Below are 18,082 nucleotides of genomic sequence, written 5' to 3' on the forward strand. Positions count from 1 at the left end.
ACTGCTTTGCATTTAAAAACGCAAAGCAGCCACAATTAGCTCTGTATATTGAGGGTATTAAGCAAGGTTTTGTATATTTGCAGTTTAGGGGTTTGCTCGCTGTATGGGCTTATAGCCAAAATAGGAAATGGCAAGCGTGCCTTTAACGAATCAAGGTTAGCTTGGTATTCGTCCATATTTGGGTCTACTTGGTTGGCAATCCAGCCTACACAGTTAATGCCTAAACTTTGCATATGGGCAGCGGTGAGTAAAGAATGGTTTAAGCAGCCTAGTTTCATGCCTACTACTAAAATTACGGGTAGTTGCTCGGCCTTAACCCAGTCGTATAAATAATCGGTATTATTAATTGGCAGTGCCCAGCCACCAGCGCCTTCGGTTAGGTGGTAATCGGCACCTTGTTGTTTAAGTGTTGAGTACGCTGTGCTTAGTTTATCGAGCGTAATATTAACCCCTACTTGCTCTGCGGCTATGTGCGGCGCAATAGGCGGCGCAAAGGCAAAGGGATTTATTACATCGTATTTGGCACTGACCGTGGCGCTTTCCATTAGCATTAGTGCATCAGCATTAACTAGCTGATCAAACGCCATTTCGCAGCCTGCGGCAAGTGGCTTAAAGCCAATTGCGTTTTTTTTATGTTGGGCAAGTAGCTTTAATAGCAAACTAGTCACGTGGGTTTTTCCGGCGTCGGTGTCGGTACCGGTAATAAAAAATTCTTTCATTTTACTGCCTTGATTAATTTTAGTATTAGCTACTCATGGCTTTTTTGTAATGATAACAATACCACATGGTAAGATACACACGCTTGATTGTTTAACAGCGGATACGCATTGCATACCCGTTGTAGCGCCGACTTCGTTAATAACCCTTGGCGTGAATTAGCATGATTTTGCGTTGTAGCACCAATGGCTTTAATAGATTTAATGGCTTTTAACGGGCTTGAATAACAATCGGTATAAATTACTTTTTGCGAGCTATTAATACTAAACCCTGCCTTTTTGACCGACTGGTTTATATAAGTGTGTGTATTAAAGGTATTTATATGGCTACGGTTATCAAGCGCTGCAAACGCTGTTTTAATTTCGTTAAGCGAACCCGCAACCACTGTGCTTATATAAGCCTGCCCGCCAGGCTTTAAGCTTTTATAAAGCGTATGCATTAATTTTTCAAAATTAGCCGACCACTGCACTGCAAAGTTACTAAATATAGCGTCAATACTGTTGGCTTGTAGCGGCAGGTTATCCATATCGGCGCAAATTTTTGGGTTAGTTAATGCAGCGCTTTTAAGCATGTTTAAGCTTAAATCTATTGCGATTACTTGGCCGTATTGTTTGCTTAGCTGCGAGGTATTAACCAGTGGGCCAGCTCCTAAATCTACACAGCATTTACTTTGGTTGTAAGGCTGGGAGTTTATTAATTTAAATAAATCGCTTGCTGCCTGTTTTTGTACATTGGCATGGCTGTTGTATTGCTCAGCTGCTTTAGAAAACTTATCACTCGCCCCCTTTTTAAGCGCTGTATGAGGGCGTACTTGCTCAGCACTTTGTATAAGCGCACTATTTTGTGGAGCCCCATTTATAGGTAAAAGCGCGGGCTTTTTATTTAAAGCTTGCTTACTGTGGGTATGAGCTAAAGCCTGCGCAATCATGCTATTGCGCCTTTTAAGTGCTCAACAAGGGCTGTTATATCTGCATGGGTATGCGCCGCTGTTAAGGTTACACGTAACCGCGCGGTATTGTGCGCAACCGTAGGTGGGCGAATAGCGGTTAGCCAAATACCCTGCTGTTTAAGCCTTTGTGCTGCGTGTAACGTTTGTTCGGCGCAGCCAAGTACAATGGGCTGAATAGCGGTGTTTGACTCCATTACTGCAATGGCGTGTTGTTTACAAAGCTGCTTAAAAAAAGCAATGTTACTACTAAGCTGCTCGCGTTTAACATCTGCACATTTAATGGCTTGCAAGCGCGTAAGCGTAAGTGCTGCCATAAGCGGCGACATAGCGGTTGAATACGTGTAGTCGCGGTTAAACTGCAGCATGTAATTAATAAATTCGTTATTTGCTAATACACAGGCTCCGCTGCTTGCTACTGCTTTTCCAAAAGTAATAACCAGTATATCGGGAAGTGCTAAGCCTTCATCTAATAATGCCTCACAGCTACCTAAACCGGTTTTACCTAGGGCGCCAAAACCATGTGCATCGTCAATCATAAGCCAGGCATTGTGCTCTTTAGCTAAAGCAAGCAGCTCTTTTATGGGTGCGGTGTCGCCATCCATCGAAAACACCCCTTCGCTAATAATTAGCTTATTGTGTGCTTTTGATTTTTCGAGCCGCGAATGTAAATGCTTTAAATCGTTATGGTTAAAGCAGATCAATGCGGCATTTGAGTGCATTGCGCCGTCAATCAAGCTAGCGTGGTTTAGCTTATCTTGAAAAATTGCACTGTTTTGCGCAGCGTTTTTATCGTTAAACAGCGCTTTAATTACACTGCTATTTGCACTAAACCCCGAGTTAAACAACATGCCAGCTTCGTAGCCAAGCGCGCTACATAAATATTGCTCTAGCTGTTGTTGCTGCGCCTGATACCCAGTAACTAAAGGTGAGCTGTGGCTACCGAGTACGTTGTTTTGCTCAAGGTTAATACTGCAATCACCAAAGCCTAGGTAATCATTACTGGCAAAATTAAGGTACGTTGCGTTATTTACCGTAATGGTACGTGCTGTAGCGCGCTGCACCACATGGCGTATACGTAATAACGCATGTTGCTGTTGTTGCTGCAAATGCGTATTTAAATATTCAAATGGCATAAAAGGTAAGCTTAGGCTTCGTAAAATAAGGCTGATGTTGCTTTATCGGCCACTTGCGATGACAGCGATGCGGCAACGGCTTCGTCTGAGTAGTCTTGGTGTTTTTCTGGGTTCATGCCTAATTTTTTAATTAGCTTCATGTCGGCATCAGCCTCTGGGTTTTCGGTAGTGAGTAGCTTATCACCATAAAATATTGAGTTAGCGCCTGCAAAAAAGCACATTGATTGCATTTGCTCGTTCATGGCGCTGCGCCCTGCCGATAAACGCACATAGCTGTGTGGCATCATAATACGGGCGGTAGCTATGGTACGTATAAATTCAAAATGCTCTAAATCGTCTACGTTTTCAAGCGGTGTGCCTTTTACTTTTACCAGCATATTAATAGGTACGCTTTCTGGTTGTTGTGGTAAATTTGCCAGCTGCATTAATAAACCGTAACGGTCGCTTGCTTGCTCGCCCATACCGACTATTCCGCCTGAGCATACTTTCATGCCGGCATCGCGTACGTGATCTATGGTATTTAACCTGTCTTCAAAGGTACGCGTTGATATAATTTGCTCGTAATATTCAGGCGAAGTGTCAAGGTTATGATTGTAGTAATCAAGCCCTGCGCTACTTAGCTCATGTGCTTTTTCGTTGGTAAGTTTACCAAGTGTCATACAGGTTTCTAGGCCAAGTTCTTTTACTTCTTTTACCATTTTAGAAATATACGGCATGTCTCTGTCTTTTGGATCTGACCATGCTGCGCCCATACAAAAACGGGTTGCGCCTTTTTGTTTAGCTAGGCGTGCTTGCTCTACCACTTTTTCTACTTCTAGTAGGCGCTCGCGCTCTAAGTCGGTTTTATAATGCCCCGATTGCGGACAGTATTTACAATCCTCTGGGCAAGCCCCTGTTTTAATGGATAATAAAGTAGATATTTGTACTTCGTTAGGATTAAAGTTAGCGCGATGAACCGATGCCGCTTTAAATAATAAATCGTTAAATGGCATTTCAAATAATGCCTTTACTTGGGCGTGGGTCCAATCGTGGCGAACAGGTGCAAGTTCCATAGTAGTCTCTTATTTTTCTCAGTGGTGATGTTGGATTAGTCTACGTCTTGAAGTACCATTGTCAACGAAACCCACCACGTTAAAGTTTACATATGAATAAAAAACAAGCGATTGACCTTGATTTTGATCGTGACCATATTTGGCACCCTTATACATCAATGACACAGCCTATCCCGGTTTACCCTGTTACTCATGCAAATCATAATTTAATTTACCTAGAAACCGGCGAGCAACTCATTGATGGCATGGCCTCGTGGTGGAGCGCAATTCATGGCTATAATCATCCGGTATTAAATAACGCCATGATTGAACAAATTAACAGTATGAGCCATGTAATGTTTGGCGGCATTACCCATAATAGCGCGGTAGAGCTGTGTAAAAGGCTTATTACAATTACCCCAAAAAGTTTAACTAAGGTGTTTTTAGCCGATAGCGGCTCGGTAAGTGTAGAAGTAGCGATTAAAATGGCGCTGCAATATTGGTTAAGCCAAGGGTTTACACACAAGCAAAAATTAATGACGCCGTATAAGGGTTATCATGGTGATACATTTGCCGCTATGAGCGTGTGCGATCCGGTTAATTCTATGCACAGTTTGTATAAAGGTTTTTTACCAGAGCATGTGTTTGTACCCGCTCCTGTGAGTAAATTTGATGGCGAGTTTAACCAAGCAGAAGCCCAAACGCTTGAACAATACTTTAAAACACACCACCACGAGGTAGCCGCCTTTATTATTGAGCCCATAGTGCAAAACGCCGGCGGTATGAACTTTTACAACCCCGCGTATTTAGCCTGCGTTCGTAAATTATGCACACAATATAATGTTTTACTAATTTGCGATGAAATAGCCACAGGGTTTGGCCGCACGGGTAAATTATTTGCTGTAGAGCACGCTAATATAGAGCCTGATATTTTATGTATTGGTAAAGCCCTTACCGGTGGCTCAATGACCCTTTCGGCTACACTAACCAGTGATAAAATAGCAACGGGTATTAGCGAAGGTGAAGCCGGCGTTTTGATGCACGGACCTACATTTATGGGCAACCCGCTTGCCTGTGCAGTTGCGTGCGCCAGTATAGATTTACTTTTAGCGCAGGATTGGCAACAACGCATTAGGGATATAAACACTCAACTACAACAGCTTAAAAAGTGCAATGAATTAGATGCGGTAGCCAATGTGCGTACCTTAGGCGCAATAGGTGTTGTAGAGCTAACTGATGCTGCTGGCAATGTAGATGTTGCTAAAATTCAAGCCTTTTTTGTAGAGCAAGGCGTATGGATTAGACCCTTTGGTAAACTTATTTACCTAATGCCCCCGTATATAAGTGACTCAGCCAGTATAAACACCTTATGTGATGCCATTTACACTGCAATTGCAGGTAAGCATTACTGCTAAGCGTTAAATTATACCTAAGAGGCATAGTCATTATTTGCCTGTTAGGTATTAATTTTGCTCAGGTTTTGAGCTTTGCATTGACGTATTTGTTATATTGATTTTAGTAAATATTACGGATATGATAATGTCTATCATTTACAATTACCTTTTCGGACTCTTTACTATGAAACACCTTTCTAAATCTGTAAAAACATTAGGTGCAAGCTTATTGTTAGCTTCTGCTTTTGTAACGCAACCGGCGCTAGCTAACGGCCCAATTGGTGAGCACGTAAACCATTTACAAGAAAACATTAAAGACTATTCAGAAGAAGTTGAATGGATGGTTGGTAAAGTAGACACCATGGTAACTGACTACAGCAAAAGCGGTGCAAAGGCTGTAAACAGCGACGATTTAATTGAATATTGGGAGTCGGTTAAGTTTCACAGCGCCATTGAAACTAACTTTGTGCCTGTATATGCCTCAATTTGGCAAGGCATTTATGGTGTAAAAATGGCTATTGATAACAACAAGCCTGCCCAAGAAGTGCGCAATCAACAAAAAGCCATGAACATAGCCTTGTGGCAAGGTCTTGGTGCTGTTAAGCTTGCGGCAAAATTCCAGCAAAAAGGCTTACTTGATACAGTTAAAGCCACTGCTACAGAAGGCATGACCCAAAGTGCCACCATTGACGAAATCAAGCACAAGCTTGACCGTGTTGTTGCTAAATTTGCAGAGCGCTTAAACGAAGAAGCCACTGAAATTGTTCACGATACGTATTTACACCTTTTTGAAGGCGTAGAAGGTACGCTTATCGAACAAGATGCAAAACTAGTAGAAGTGCTGGAAAAAGATTTTAACGTAACACTACCGCAAACAATTAAAAGCGCTAAAAGCGTTGATGAAGTACGTGACGTGGTAAGTGATATGCACACTAAATTAGACCGCGCTAAAACGCTAATAGAAAAAGCGGAGAAGTCGCGTAAGGATGTTTTTTAAGTGAAGCGTAGGACCTTTATACAAGGCCTAGCTGCGTTAGGGGTTGTTGGCGCTTTGCCACTGCCCCTTTCTCGCGCACTAGCTGCCGATATAGCAAACCCAGTTTCTGTTGATAATTTACCAAAGCTTAAAGGTGATTTAACCTTATACCTAGGCCGTGGTGAAGGTGGTTTGTATGAAAATGTATTACAAGCGATTCAGAAAAAAAATCCTGACTTTAACTTAGCTATTCGCCGCGGCCCGACTGCTGCACTGGCCAATACTATTGTGGCAGAGGCAAAGGCAGGTGTACGCCGCGCCGATTTATTTTGGGCGGTTGACTCAGGCGCTATTGGCCTAGTTACCGATGCAGGCCTTGCAAAGCCCCTACCGAGTGATTTATCTGCACAGTTACAACCGCAATTTAGATACGATCGATGGGCGCCGGTTACCGGTCGGATCAGAACCTTGCCGTATAACACATCGCGTCTAACTAAAGATCAAATTCCAACAAGCATAATGGAGATTGCAGATAGCGATTTATCAATTGGTTGGGCGCCTGCTTATGCATCGTTTCAATCGTTTGTTACCGCTATGCGTATTTTAGAAGGCGATGATAAAACCGCTAAATGGCTTAAAAAAGTTAAAAAGCGTGCTAAAACATACGCCGGTGAACTCGGTGTTGTAATGGCGGTAGAACGTGGTGAAGTAGATATTGGTTTTGCTAATCACTACTACACGCTGCGTCTTAAATCGGGTAAACCAGATGCTAAATTAGACTTAGCCTTTACCGAGCAAGATGCAGGTTGTTTAGTCAATGCCTCGGGTATTTTAACGTTAAACGATGACCCACTTGCTACTAATTTTATGCGTTACTTATTAAGCGAAGAAGTACAAGGTTATTTAGCCCGAGAAGCGTATGAAATACCGCTTGTTAATGGCATTACTCAACCCGCAGGCTTACCGTCGCTGAGTGACATATCTCCACCAAAGGTTGATTTAACTCAACTTGCGGATTTACGCCCCACCATCAACTTGATGCGCAACAACGGCGTTTTATAAATGCGAATACCTGCTTCTTACCCAATGGCGCTGCTTGCAGCGCTCATTACGATTACCCCTGTTTATATTTTAATTACCCTTGCTAGCGACTCCAGTACCCTTTTTGACAGTCATAATTTAAAAATACTGGGCAATACGTTATCGCTAATGGGCTTAACCGTATTAGGCTCAATTCTGATTGGGGTACCACTGGCTTTTATAAGTGCTTATGTGCATTTGCCTTTTAAAAAAATATGGCTGGTGATTTTTGCCGCGCCCTTGGCTATTCCAAGTTATATTGGCGCATTTACTTTGTACGCTGCGTTTGGCCCAGGGGGTGAAATAAATAACCTACTAGGCTTTGAAACCCCACCCATGTACGGGTTAAGCGGTGCAGCTATTGTAATGACCTTGTATACCTTCCCTTTTGTAATGATGACCACACGCTCGTCCCTGCTCAGTTTAGATGCCAGCATGGTAAATGCAGCGCGTACCTTGGGTATGTCGATGACACAAAGTGTGTTTAAAGTAATTTTACCCCGTGTAGTTAACGGTATTGCAGCGGGCTCATTATTAGTGGCGCTGTATACACTTTCGGACTTTGGTACACCCGCAATGATGCGCCTAGATACCTTTACCCGGGTAATTTACGTAGAATACAATGCGTTTGCATTAGGGCGCGCGGCAATGTTGTCGCTGCAATTAATGGTTATTGTTGGCTTTTTACTTTTAATAGAATCACAAATAAAAACCGCCTCTGAACGACACGGTCGCCCGCTGGTTTTATTTCCAACTAAATGGCAAATAACCGCAATGGTTGCTGCGTTTGGCCCTATTTTATTGTTAGCTATTGGTTTACCGCTGGCGATATTTTTTGTTTGGTTAGCACGCGATGGTTACAGCAATTTTGACTTTAGCATAGCGTGGAACTCAGCGTACGCCTCAGCCATTGCAGCCATAGTGGCGGTTATTGTGGCTATTCCTGTTGCTCATGCCGCATTAAGCGGAAAAGCCGGCAGAATAATGGAGCGTGTTACCTATTTTGGTTTTGGTATTCCTGGCATTGTGATGGGTACCGCGCTGGTATATGGCGGCTTGCAACTCCCGTTTTTATATCAAACATTAGCGCTTCTGATTATTGCTTACATGCTACGATTTTTACCGCTTGCCGTTGGCTCTATTCGCACCAGTACAGAGCATTTAGATCAAAGCTTAATAAAGTCGGCGCGCGTATTAGGTGCAAGCCCGCGTGAAGCCTTTACTCGCATTACCCTGCCGCTAACAATGCGTGGTATTATTGCCGGTGCTGCATTGGTATTTTTAGAATCAATGCGCGAGCTTGAAGCAACGCTATTGCTAGGCCCAACCGGGTTTGAAACCCTTTCAACCTATTTATGGCGTGTGTACGAAGCCGGTTACTTTGGCCGTGCTGCCATTCCCGGTTTATTGTTAGTGGTGATTTCTGCCTGTGGCTTAGCTATTATGATGTCTGGCGAAAAACGTAACCAACTCGAACATTGAGGATTTAAAAACAAATGCTATCTGTAAGCCAGTTGTCTATAGATTACGGCAGTAACCGTGTAGTAAGCGATTTAAATATATCGTTAGGTGAAAATGAAATTCTCATGCTAGTAGGCCCTACGGGCTGCGGTAAAAGTACAATATTGCAAGCACTTGCAGGGCTTATCCCCATTAGTGAGGGTGAAATAAACGTAGGCAAATGGCGCGCAACGCCAAAACATAATGTGCCCCCTGAAAAACGCAGTGTTGGTATGGTGTTTCAAGATTTTGCATTGTTTCCTCATTTAACGGTTGAGCAAAACATTTGTTTTAGATTAAAAGACACCGCCATTGCCGATCATTGGATTAAACTGCTTGGTCTAAATGATTTTAGAGCAAAAAAGCCAGCCACCCTCTCTGGTGGTCAAAAACAGCGTGTAGCACTTGCTCGTACACTTGCTCACCAGCCAGATTTTGTGTTACTTGATGAGCCACTTTCTAACCTTGATGCCGCATTAAAAGATATGCTGCGCTGGGATATAAGAAACGCCCTAAAAGAAGCGGGAGTGCCTGCCGTGTGGGTTACTCACGACCAAGAAGAAGCGCTTTCGGTAGGTGACCGTGTAGGTGTATTACAAAACGGTAAAATACAACAACTCGACAGCCCTGAACAATGCTTTAGCATGCCAAACAACCGCTTTGTAGCACGCTTTTTAGGTGAGGCAAGCTTTATTGCTGGGCAGTTTGAAAATGGCCAAGCAACCACCAGTATTGGCGTAGCACCAGGGCAAGGTATAGATTGCGACAGTGGCGATGTAGATGTGTTGCTTCGCCCTGACGATGTACAACTTATTCAAAACTTAAATCAACCTAACGGTGAAGTTGTTTGGGTACGCTTTGAAGGTGGCAGCCGTTTATGTGCGGTTAAATTAAGCTGTAATACGCTCGTTACTAGCCGTGTAAGCCACGAGGTTGTGGTTAATCCGGGCGACAGCGTTCATGTATCTATTGTTACTACTCACCCGCTGGCTGTGTATAAAAAACAATAATTAAACTATGAGGTAGCTATGCCTAAACAGGGCCCTAATCCAAATAACCCTGCCCCTGTTGAGGGCTTTCCTCAGGTTGGCTTTTTAAAAAATTTTATTACCTCGCCTAATATAGTGGTGGGTGATTATACCTATTACGACGATCCTGACGGCCCTGAAAACTTCGAAAAAAATGTCCTTTACCATTTCGATTTTATTAAAGATCGTCTCATTATTGGGAAGTTTTGCGCTATAGCTAAAAACGTGACCTTTATAATGAACGGCGCTAATCATCAAACCACGGGGTTTTCTACCTATCCATTTTTTATATTTGGCAACGGCTGGGAAAAATCGGCCCCGCAGGCTGGCGAGTTACCCTTTAAAGGCAATACGGTTATCGGTCACGATGTATGGATTGGTTATGACGCAACCATAATGCCAGGGGTAAATATTGGCAGTGGCTCTATCATTGCAAGTAAATCGGTGGTTACCTGCGATGTAGCCCCTTATAGCGTGGTAGGTGGTAATCCGGCAAAAGTAATTAAGCCCAGGTTTGATAGCAACACAATAAGTACGTTATTAGATATAGCTTGGTGGGATTGGAGCAATGAAAAAATCACTGCTCATCTAGATGCCATTACTCAATGTGATTTAAGCGCTTTAATGAAGCTTAAATAACCCATAAGTAACACTCACCTACCACTCAAACATGTACGCCATTTTACTAATGGTTTTTAAAGGCACGTTATGCGTGTTGCGCTTAGCGTATAAATGCTGCATAGACTTGTCTTTTACTTCACCAACAATAACTTCTTTAACTTGATAACCAAGTGCATGTGCTGCTTGAGAGTACGCAATAAACTCCCACTTTTTTATATTGGTGTTATCAACAATTACAAGCGGAATATTTTGCGCTAAAGCATTTATAAAGCGCGCTAAATTTAAATTATGATATTGCGGTAGTTTAAATTTATCAAAGTGATACTCGCCTTGTTCATTGACAAAGTAGTCATCGGTTGAACATATTAAATACTGGCTTGTATCTACTCCACCAAGCTCATCGGCTAGGGTTTGTGCATAGTAAGACTTACCACTTCCTGGTAGCCCTCTTAAAATAAAAACTTGTTTCATAGCATCCATTTTTGGGTAATGGTAAATATTAAATAGTTAAAATTATGATGTGCTGATTTACCGGCTTAATTGTTACTTATTATTTCATCATTGTAAGCCATTAGAATAACGCTGAAGCAGTTAGCGCGCCCACTAGCTTACAAATTTTGCTCGGTGATTGAATAGCCTTAAGGTTGGCTAATTTCAATCCGTAGAGTCAACACGCAGTAATAATGCCACAAAATCACTAAATTTCAGAGCACCAAATAACAATAGTGGTAATTTAAAGCAAAAAACGCTTTAAAAGTAACCCACTTGCATAAAAACTTTTAAAGAGTTGCTCACAATAGTTTTTTTATTTTATTTAACTAGGTAAGATACACGGTTCAAGTTCAACGCACTAAATTTAACCGCTGCGTTGAGTAGTTAATATTATACAGTTAGGCAACTTATATCATTGGAGTGAAGATGAGCCATTTAGCGATTTCAGAGCTATTAAAAGGCAATGTTGCGGTAGACAGCCAAGTAACAGTAAAAGGCTGGATCCGTACACGCCGCGATTCAAAAGCAGGAATATCATTTTTAGCCGTCCATGACGGTTCGTGTTTTGATCCTATTCAAGCGGTAGTTCCTAATTCACTAAATAATTATGATGAAGTTACTAGCTTAACAGCCGGTTGTTCTGTGTCGGTTACTGGTGTGTTAGTGCAATCTGCAGGTAAAGGTCAGTCATTTGAAATTCAAGCTAATTCTGTCACAGTTTTAGGTTGGGTAGAAAACCCAGATTCATACCCTATGGCCGCTAAGCGCCACAGCATTGAGTATTTACGTGAGCACGCTCACCTTCGCCCACGTACAAACATGATAGGTGCAGTAACACGTGTGCGTAACTGTTTAGCACAAGCTATTCACCGTTTTTACCACGAGCAAGGCTTTTACTGGATCAGCACCCCAATCATCACAGCCAGTGACTGTGAAGGCGCAGGTGAAATGTTCCGCGTATCAACACTTGATATGCAAAACTTGCCACGCACTGATAAAGGCGACGTTGATTACAGCGAAGACTTTTTTGGTAAAGAAGCCTTTTTAACGGTATCTGGCCAGTTAAATGGTGAAACATACGCATCGGCTATGTCAAAAATTTACACCTTTGGCCCAACATTCCGTGCAGAAAACTCAAACACATCTCGTCACTTGGCTGAGTTTTGGATGGTTGAACCTGAAGTAGCATTTGCTGATTTAGAAGATATTGCAAAACTTGCTGAAAACATGCTTAAGTACGTATTTAAAGCGGTACTTGAAGAACGCCGTGACGATATGGAATTTTTTGCACAACGTATCGAAAAAACAGCGATTAGCCGTTTAGAAGAGTTTGTAGAAAAAGACTTCGCCCAAGTTGATTACACTGACGCCGTAGAAATACTTAAATCATGTGGTAAAAAGTTTGAGTACGCCGTTGAATGGGGTGTAGATTTACAATCTGAGCACGAGCGCTACTTAGCTGAAGAACACTTTAAAGCACCGGTTGTTATTAAAAACTACCCACGCGATATTAAAGCGTTTTACATGCGCCAAAACGAAGACGGTAAAACCGTTGCCGCTATGGACGTTGTAGCACCAGGCATTGGTGAAATTATTGGTGGTTCACAACGTGAAGAGCGCCTTGATGTGCTTGATGCGCGTTTAGATGAAATGGGCTTAAACAAAGAAGATTACAGCTGGTACCGCGATTTACGTAAATACGGTAGCGTGCCACACTCTGGCTTTGGTTTAGGTTTTGAACGCCTAGTTGCTTATGTTACAGGTATGGGCAACGTACGTGATGTGATTGCCTTCCCTCGTACTAAAGGCAGCGCAACGTACTAATCAAATTAATTGATTTTAAAAGCCAGCTTTTTTGCTGGCTTTTTAATGTCTGTTGTTTTTAATTATGGCATTGTAAAATACTGTTTATAAATTAGAGATTTATAAATTTTGAACTATAGTTTTATAACGTATTCGTTATTTGGCTAATAGCATGATAAAAAACCTTATTTTGGCAGCAACCGTACTGCTTTCATCCTCTAACATTGCAACTTCAGTTTCTAATATTGCCCCAGATCACAAGCCTTTACTTATTGGCGGTTCTTCTTCGGTCTCGCACCTATTGCATTTATTAAAGCCCAACTATGAAGAGCAAACTAATACGGCCATGCAAGTCCGCTCTATGGGCAGTACTAAAGGCATTAAAGCCATAGCACAAAACATTATTGATATTGGTACAGCATCACGCTATTTAACCAATGCAGAGCAAGAGCAATACCCTCATGTACGTCAGATTGTTATTGCGCAAGATGCGCTGGTATTTTTTACTAACAAAAAAAATAACATTGATTCGCTAAGCGTAGAGCAACTCAGCGACATTTACGCGGGAAAATATAAAACGTGGCAAGAAGTTAACCCAAATTATAAACCAGAGACACAAAGAGATAATAAAATTCTTCTGTTTAGTAAGGCCTATAACCATGGCACATTTGATATTTTATTGGAGTTTTTAAACCTATCTTTTATGCGGGTTCCAAATGGTAATACAATTAAACTAAAGCAGGCAGGTAACCACGGGTTATTTCCTAAAATGGAAGTGCAAATGTATGGCGAATTTAACCAAGCCCTTGGCATAGTACAACGCATGCCCAATGCCATTGCTTTTGACTCTTACGGTGCAATCTCGCAGCTGCTTGGCTCTAAAAAAATAAATAAAATAAATTTACTCGGTATCAATGGCGTTAACGTTTCAGATGAAACTATTAAAAATGGTGAGTATACGTTTGTCCGCCCCCTAATTTTATTGGTAAATAGCCAATCGAGCCGCTCTGTAGAACAAGCAGAGCTGCTGCTCAATTTATTAAAAGATAAGCGTGTTTTAGATACTTTGTCAGCGCATCATTATTCTATGCTTGAGGTGGAATAAAAAAAGCCGCAGGAACCTAAGTTCACCGCGGCTTTACAACCAGAATATGTTTATAGCGCGTTTTCAAGCTGCGGTAATACCTCAAATAAATCAGCAACCAGGCCGTAATCTGCCACCTGAAATATAGGTGCGTCTGGGTCTTTATTAATCGCTACAATAACTTTTGAGTCTTTCATACCTGCTAAATGTTGAATAGCACCGCTTATGCCCACGGCAATATACAGATTAGGCGCTACGATTTTACCTGTTTGCCCTACTTGCATATCGTTAGGTACAAAGCCTGCATCAACGGCAGCACGAGACGCACCAATTGCAGCGCCTAACTTGTCAGCAATACCGTTTAATAAGGCAAAGTTTTCACCATTTTGCATGCCACGACCACCTGATATAACTACCTCAGCTGCAGTTAGCTCAGGACGCTCTGACTCGGTTTGTTCAACACTTACAAAGTCACTTAATTGAGTATCACTTAGTGTATCTAATGCATTTATGCTGGCAGGTGATTGTTGGCTTTGTAAGTCAAAACTACTCGCTCGTACGGTGATCACTTTTTTACTATCAAGCGATTTAACCGTGGCAATTGCATTACCGGCGTAAATGGGGCGTTTAAATGTATCGCTATCTATTACTTCGATTATTTCTGACACTTGTGCTACATCTAAAAGCGCTGCAACGCGAGGCATGAAGTTTTTACCTGTGGTGGTTGCACTGGCAACAATATGTGTATAATTATCGGCAATAGTTAAAACAAGCTCAGCCATATTTTCAGCTAACTGATGCTGATAAAGTGCATTATCGGCGGTGAGTACAGTTGTAACACCTTCAATACTGGCAACCTGTTCGCTCATTGCGCCTACATTTAAACCCGCAATAAGTACATCTATATCAAAGCCTAATTTACTTGCCGCATTGATTGTTTTTGAGGTTTCTGGTTTTAGTGCACCGTTATCGTGCTCTGCAATTACAAGTGTTTTCATTTAAATCACCTTTGCCTCTGTTTTAAGTTTCTCTACCAGCTGGGCTACATCTTCAACAATAATACCGCCACTGCGCTTAGCCGGCTCTTCTACTTTCATTAACTGTACGCGGGGTGTTAAATCAACACCTAACGAATCTGCTGCCATTACATCAAGTGGTTTACGCTTTGCTTTCATTATATTTGGCAGCGATGCATAGCGAGGCTCGTTTAAGCGTAAATCGGTAGTTACAATAGCGGGCAGTTTTAGTGCAACAGTTTGTAAGCCACCATCTACCTCACGGGTTACATTCACTGTGTTACCGTTTATATCCACCTTAGAGGCAAACGTACCTTGGCCGCGCTTAGTTAAAGCCGCAAGCATTTGGCCTGTTTGGTTGTTGTCTGAGTCAATAGATTGCTTGCCTAAAATAACCAGTTCTGGGGCTTCTTGCTCAACTAATTTTGCTAATAATTTAGCAATGTGCAGCGATTCTAGTTTTTCATCGGTTTCGATGTGAATGGCTTTATCTGCACCTAATGCAAGTGCGGTGCGTAGCTGCTCTTGGGCTGCTTTTGCACCAATTGTTACCGCTATAACCTCTGTTGCTGTGCCCGCTTCTTTTAATCGAATGGCTTCTTCTATCGCAATTTCACAAAATGGGTTCATTGCCATTTTTACATTTGCTAAGTCAACGTCGCTATTATCAGCCTTTACGCGTGCTTTAACGTTGTAATCGATCACTCTTTTTATTGGAACGAGAACTTTCATAGGAACTCCATCTATATTTAAACCTACAAGCTAACGTGTACGTCAACCTATTTATTTTATGAATTCAGACTACTTCCTGTTGACGTAAACGTCAACCTAAAATAACCTTAAAGTATTCACAGCCTGTAACATTTAATGTGCAAGTATTAAAAAGGCTGCATTGCTTATCTAATTTAGCTAAGCCCGTCATTGATTAAGAGGTTATTATGGTCGAACGTGAAACCATGGAATTTGATGTAGTTATTGTAGGTGCCGGCCCAGCGGGCCTTGCCAGTGCAATTAAACTCGCACAGCTAGCGCAAGAAAAACAACAAGAACAAACTATCTGTGTGGTAGAAAAAGGCTCCGAGGTAGGCGCGCATATTCTTTCAGGCGCGGTATTTGAAACCAAAGCCTTAGATGAGCTTTTGCCTAACTGGCAAGAGCTTGGCGCCCCCGTCACTACACAAGTGACACAGGATGAAATTTATTGGTTTAATAACAGCGAAAAAGCCACTACTCTCCCTCGCTTTGCGACCCCCAAAACATTTCATAATGAAGGTAATTACATTGTTTCTATGGGCAATGTGTGCCGATGGCTTGCCGAGCAAGCTGAAAATTTAGGCGTTGAAATATTCCCAGGCTTTAGCGCTCACTCTTTAATTATTGAGCAAGACACCGTTAAAGGCATTATTACAGGCGATATGGGCGTTGATAAAGACGGCAATGAAAAAGATGGTTATATGCCAGGTATGGAACTTCGCGCTAAATACACTGTATTTGCTGAGGGGTGTCGCGGGCATTTAGGTAAACAGCTTATCAACGAGTTTGCGCTTGATAAAGATGTGTCACCACAGCACTATGGCTTAGGCTTTAAAGAGATTTGGCAAATAGATGCCAGTAAGCACCAGCAAGGTAAAGTAGTGCATGGTACGGGCTGGCCGCTAAGTGGCGATACCAATGGCGGCTCTTTTATGTATCACTGCGATAACAATCAAGTGGTTGTAGGGTTAATTGTTGATTTAAATTATTCTAACCCGCATTTAAGTCCGTTTGATGAGTTTCAGCGAATGAAACACCACCCTGTTTTTAAGCAAACTCTTGAAGGGGGTGAACGCATTGCCTATGGTGCCCGTGCAATTGCAAAAGGCGGCCTTCACTCATTGCCTAAAATGCATTTTGCTGGCGGCTTATTAATAGGTTGCGATGCCGGTACGCTCAATTTTGCCAAAATTAAAGGTAACCATACCGCAATGAAATCGGGCATGGTGGCGGCAGACGTTATTTTTAAAGCACTCCAAAATGGCCAAGCTAATACTGATTTAGCTGATTATAAAAACGCGTTTGAAAATTCTTGGGCTTATAAAGAGCTTTACCAATCGCGTAATTTTGGCCCCGCGATGCATACATTAGGTAAGTTTGCTGGGGGTGCGTATAATACCCTTGATCAAAACATCTTCAATGGTGCACTGCCTTTTACCTTTAAAGACAACACGCCCGATTACGACACGCTAAAAGATGCAGCTAACAGCCCTCACATTGACTACCCTAAGCCTGATGGCCTACTTAGCTTTGATAAACTCTCTAGCGTGTTTTTATCTAATACTAATCATGAAGAGTCGCAGCCTTGCCATTTAAAGCTTAAAGATCCCGCCACTCCTATTGCGGTTAATTTAGTAAAGTTTGACGAACCCGCACAGCGCTATTGCCCTGCAGGGGTATACGAAGTGCAACAAATTGAAGGTGAAGATCAGTTTGTGATCAATGCTCAAAACTGTGTGCATTGTAAAACTTGCGACATAAAAGACCCAAGCCAAAACATTACTTGGGTAACACCCGAAGGTGCTGGCGGGCCAAACTACCCTAATATGTAACTATTTTATGCACAAAGGTGCATTAAAAACCTATCTTTTACATATAAATTATAAACCTATCCTAAATTGCAGGGGCTTCGGCCCCTTTTTTGCGGTATGCTCATAGGTAAGTTTCATAAAGTGAGTATTTAATATGCCGTCGTCAAATGTTGTATTTCGTTTTTTAGCAGAGCCTACCGATGTAAATTTTGGTGGGAAGGTTCATGGTGGTGTGGTCATGAAATGGATTGACCAAGCGGGTTATGCCTGCGCAGCAGGTTGGAGCGGCCATTATTGTGTTACTGTTTCTGTTGCTGGGGTTAAATTTAGACGCCCTATTTTGGTTGGCCAAATTGTCGAAGTTGAAGCAAAAATTGCGCATACAGGCTCAACAAGTATGCAAATATTTATTCAGGTACGGTGTGGCGATCCTAAAACTCAAAACATGGTAGAAACAAACCACTGTGTTATTAGCTTTGTAGCAATGGACGAAACAGGTTACCCGGTAGAGGTTCCTGCTTTTAAAGCACAAACAGAAGAAGATATTAAATTGGAAAACTACGCTATTAAAATGAAACAAATTGCAATTGAGACAGAAAATTTGCTTCATAAAGTATAAAAGTACAATGTAAAATTCACATAGACCGTGTAAAAGGTACAACCTTTACTTAGAAAACAAAAAACTAAAAAAGTT

Annotated in this window: 17 protein-coding genes; 10 read left to right on the forward strand and 7 right to left on the reverse strand. The window is 41.9% G+C overall.

Going from position 1 to position 18,082, the window contains the following annotated elements; all coding sequences use genetic code 11:
* Positions 1–35 precede the first annotated feature (35 nt).
* Genes bioD through bioB form a run of 4 tightly spaced genes read right to left on the reverse strand, consistent with a single transcriptional unit; the run spans position 36 to position 3,851 of the window.
* Positions 36–719, reverse strand: coding sequence for a dethiobiotin synthase (gene bioD, locus PAT01_RS01580; protein ID WP_154944509.1), 684 nt, complete (start codon positions 717–719; stop codon positions 36–38).
* A gap of 29 nt (positions 720–748) precedes the next feature.
* Positions 749–1,645 (reverse strand): methyltransferase domain-containing protein, encoded by an 897-nt coding sequence (locus PAT01_RS01585; protein WP_154944510.1) that lies wholly within the window; start codon positions 1,643–1,645, stop codon positions 749–751.
* The gene (locus PAT01_RS01590) at positions 1,642–2,799 is read right to left on the reverse strand and encodes an aminotransferase class I/II-fold pyridoxal phosphate-dependent enzyme (RefSeq protein ID WP_154944512.1); all 1,158 of its coding nucleotides are present in this window, start codon (positions 2,797–2,799) and stop codon (positions 1,642–1,644) included. The genes PAT01_RS01585 and PAT01_RS01590 overlap by 4 nt, the downstream gene beginning before the upstream one ends.
* A gap of 11 nt (positions 2,800–2,810) precedes the next feature.
* On the reverse strand, positions 2,811–3,851 hold the full coding sequence (bioB, locus tag PAT01_RS01595) for a biotin synthase BioB (protein WP_154944514.1): 1,041 nt from the start codon (positions 3,849–3,851) through the stop codon (positions 2,811–2,813).
* Between the two features lie 92 nt (positions 3,852–3,943).
* Here bioB and bioA point away from each other — a divergent pair, with 92 nt between their 5' ends.
* From bioA to PAT01_RS01625, 6 genes are all read left to right on the forward strand, one after another.
* On the forward strand, positions 3,944–5,245 hold the full coding sequence (gene bioA, locus PAT01_RS01600; protein WP_154944516.1) for an adenosylmethionine--8-amino-7-oxononanoate transaminase: 1,302 nt from the start codon (positions 3,944–3,946) through the stop codon (positions 5,243–5,245).
* A gap of 163 nt (positions 5,246–5,408) precedes the next feature.
* Complete coding sequence (locus PAT01_RS01605; protein WP_004586641.1) at positions 5,409–6,221, forward strand: hypothetical protein; 813 nt, start codon at positions 5,409–5,411, stop codon at positions 6,219–6,221.
* A complete protein-coding gene (locus tag PAT01_RS01610; protein ID WP_154944518.1) occupies positions 6,222–7,262 on the forward strand; it encodes an extracellular solute-binding protein in 1,041 nt (346 codons plus the stop codon).
* Entirely contained in the window at positions 7,263–8,762 is a 1,500-nt protein-coding gene (locus PAT01_RS01615) for an ABC transporter permease (protein WP_154944520.1), read from the forward strand.
* A 14-nt stretch (positions 8,763–8,776) separates the two neighbouring features.
* Positions 8,777–9,790: an ABC transporter ATP-binding protein gene (locus tag PAT01_RS01620; protein WP_154944522.1), complete on the forward strand. Its 1,014-nt coding sequence runs from the start codon at positions 8,777–8,779 to the stop codon at positions 9,788–9,790.
* An 18-nt stretch (positions 9,791–9,808) separates the two neighbouring features.
* Entirely contained in the window at positions 9,809–10,447 is a 639-nt protein-coding gene (locus tag PAT01_RS01625; RefSeq protein ID WP_154944524.1) for a Vat family streptogramin A O-acetyltransferase, read from the forward strand.
* An 18-nt stretch (positions 10,448–10,465) separates the two neighbouring features.
* Here PAT01_RS01625 and PAT01_RS01630 read toward each other — a convergent pair whose 3' ends face one another.
* Positions 10,466–10,900: an ATP-binding protein gene (locus tag PAT01_RS01630; RefSeq protein WP_004586647.1), complete on the reverse strand. Its 435-nt coding sequence runs from the start codon at positions 10,898–10,900 to the stop codon at positions 10,466–10,468.
* A 447-nt stretch (positions 10,901–11,347) separates the two neighbouring features.
* Between PAT01_RS01630 and asnS the strand changes: the two genes are divergently transcribed.
* Both asnS and PAT01_RS01640 read left to right on the forward strand, forming a co-directional pair.
* Positions 11,348–12,745: an asparagine--tRNA ligase gene (gene asnS, locus PAT01_RS01635; RefSeq protein ID WP_024033570.1), complete on the forward strand. Its 1,398-nt coding sequence runs from the start codon at positions 11,348–11,350 to the stop codon at positions 12,743–12,745.
* 151 nt (positions 12,746–12,896) lie between these two features.
* On the forward strand, positions 12,897–13,829 hold the full coding sequence (locus PAT01_RS01640; RefSeq protein WP_154944526.1) for a PstS family phosphate ABC transporter substrate-binding protein: 933 nt from the start codon (positions 12,897–12,899) through the stop codon (positions 13,827–13,829).
* 50 nt (positions 13,830–13,879) lie between these two features.
* Here PAT01_RS01640 and PAT01_RS01645 read toward each other — a convergent pair whose 3' ends face one another.
* The gene (locus PAT01_RS01645) at positions 13,880–14,806 is read right to left on the reverse strand and encodes an electron transfer flavoprotein subunit alpha/FixB family protein (protein WP_121637523.1); all 927 of its coding nucleotides are present in this window, start codon (positions 14,804–14,806) and stop codon (positions 13,880–13,882) included.
* Entirely contained in the window at positions 14,807–15,556 is a 750-nt protein-coding gene (locus tag PAT01_RS01650) for an electron transfer flavoprotein subunit beta/FixA family protein (protein WP_154944528.1), read from the reverse strand. It abuts the gene before it with no gap.
* Positions 15,557–15,762: 206 nt separating this feature from the next.
* Here PAT01_RS01650 and PAT01_RS01655 point away from each other — a divergent pair, with 206 nt between their 5' ends.
* The gene (locus PAT01_RS01655; RefSeq protein ID WP_154944530.1) at positions 15,763–17,409 is read left to right on the forward strand and encodes an electron transfer flavoprotein-ubiquinone oxidoreductase; all 1,647 of its coding nucleotides are present in this window, start codon (positions 15,763–15,765) and stop codon (positions 17,407–17,409) included.
* Between the two features lie 133 nt (positions 17,410–17,542).
* Positions 17,543–18,007 carry an acyl-CoA thioesterase gene (locus PAT01_RS01660; protein WP_004586653.1) on the forward strand — a complete coding sequence of 155 codons (465 nt, stop codon included), beginning with the start codon at positions 17,543–17,545 and terminating at the stop codon, positions 18,005–18,007.
* The last annotated feature ends 75 nt before the right edge of the window (positions 18,008–18,082 follow it).

Source organism: Pseudoalteromonas atlantica (assembly GCA_007988745.1).
Taxonomy (GTDB): Bacteria; Pseudomonadota; Gammaproteobacteria; order Enterobacterales; family Alteromonadaceae; genus Pseudoalteromonas; species Pseudoalteromonas atlantica.

Bases quoted from the DNA above. Each gene is read 5' to 3' on its own strand.
- bioD (WP_154944509.1), bottom strand. From the start codon at position 719: ATGAAAGAATTTTTTATTACCGGTACCGACACCGACGCCGGAAAAACC.
- PAT01_RS01585 (WP_154944510.1), bottom strand. From the start codon at position 1,645: ATGATTGCGCAGGCTTTAGCTCATACCCACAGTAAGCAAGCTTTAAAT.
- PAT01_RS01590 (WP_154944512.1), bottom strand. From the start codon at position 2,799: ATGCCATTTGAATATTTAAATACGCATTTGCAGCAACAACAGCAACAT.
- bioB (WP_154944514.1), bottom strand. From the start codon at position 3,851: ATGGAACTTGCACCTGTTCGCCACGATTGGACCCACGCCCAAGTAAAG.
- bioA (WP_154944516.1), top strand. From the start codon at position 3,944: ATGAATAAAAAACAAGCGATTGACCTTGATTTTGATCGTGACCATATT.
- PAT01_RS01605 (WP_004586641.1), top strand. From the start codon at position 5,409: ATGAAACACCTTTCTAAATCTGTAAAAACATTAGGTGCAAGCTTATTG.
- PAT01_RS01615 (WP_154944520.1), top strand. From the start codon at position 7,263: ATGCGAATACCTGCTTCTTACCCAATGGCGCTGCTTGCAGCGCTCATT.
- PAT01_RS01620 (WP_154944522.1), top strand. From the start codon at position 8,777: ATGCTATCTGTAAGCCAGTTGTCTATAGATTACGGCAGTAACCGTGTA.
- PAT01_RS01625 (WP_154944524.1), top strand. From the start codon at position 9,809: ATGCCTAAACAGGGCCCTAATCCAAATAACCCTGCCCCTGTTGAGGGC.
- PAT01_RS01630 (WP_004586647.1), bottom strand. From the start codon at position 10,900: ATGAAACAAGTTTTTATTTTAAGAGGGCTACCAGGAAGTGGTAAGTCT.
- asnS (WP_024033570.1), top strand. From the start codon at position 11,348: ATGAGCCATTTAGCGATTTCAGAGCTATTAAAAGGCAATGTTGCGGTA.
- PAT01_RS01640 (WP_154944526.1), top strand. From the start codon at position 12,897: ATGATAAAAAACCTTATTTTGGCAGCAACCGTACTGCTTTCATCCTCT.
- PAT01_RS01645 (WP_121637523.1), bottom strand. From the start codon at position 14,806: ATGAAAACACTTGTAATTGCAGAGCACGATAACGGTGCACTAAAACCA.
- PAT01_RS01650 (WP_154944528.1), bottom strand. From the start codon at position 15,556: ATGAAAGTTCTCGTTCCAATAAAAAGAGTGATCGATTACAACGTTAAA.
- PAT01_RS01655 (WP_154944530.1), top strand. From the start codon at position 15,763: ATGGTCGAACGTGAAACCATGGAATTTGATGTAGTTATTGTAGGTGCC.
- PAT01_RS01660 (WP_004586653.1), top strand. From the start codon at position 17,543: ATGCCGTCGTCAAATGTTGTATTTCGTTTTTTAGCAGAGCCTACCGAT.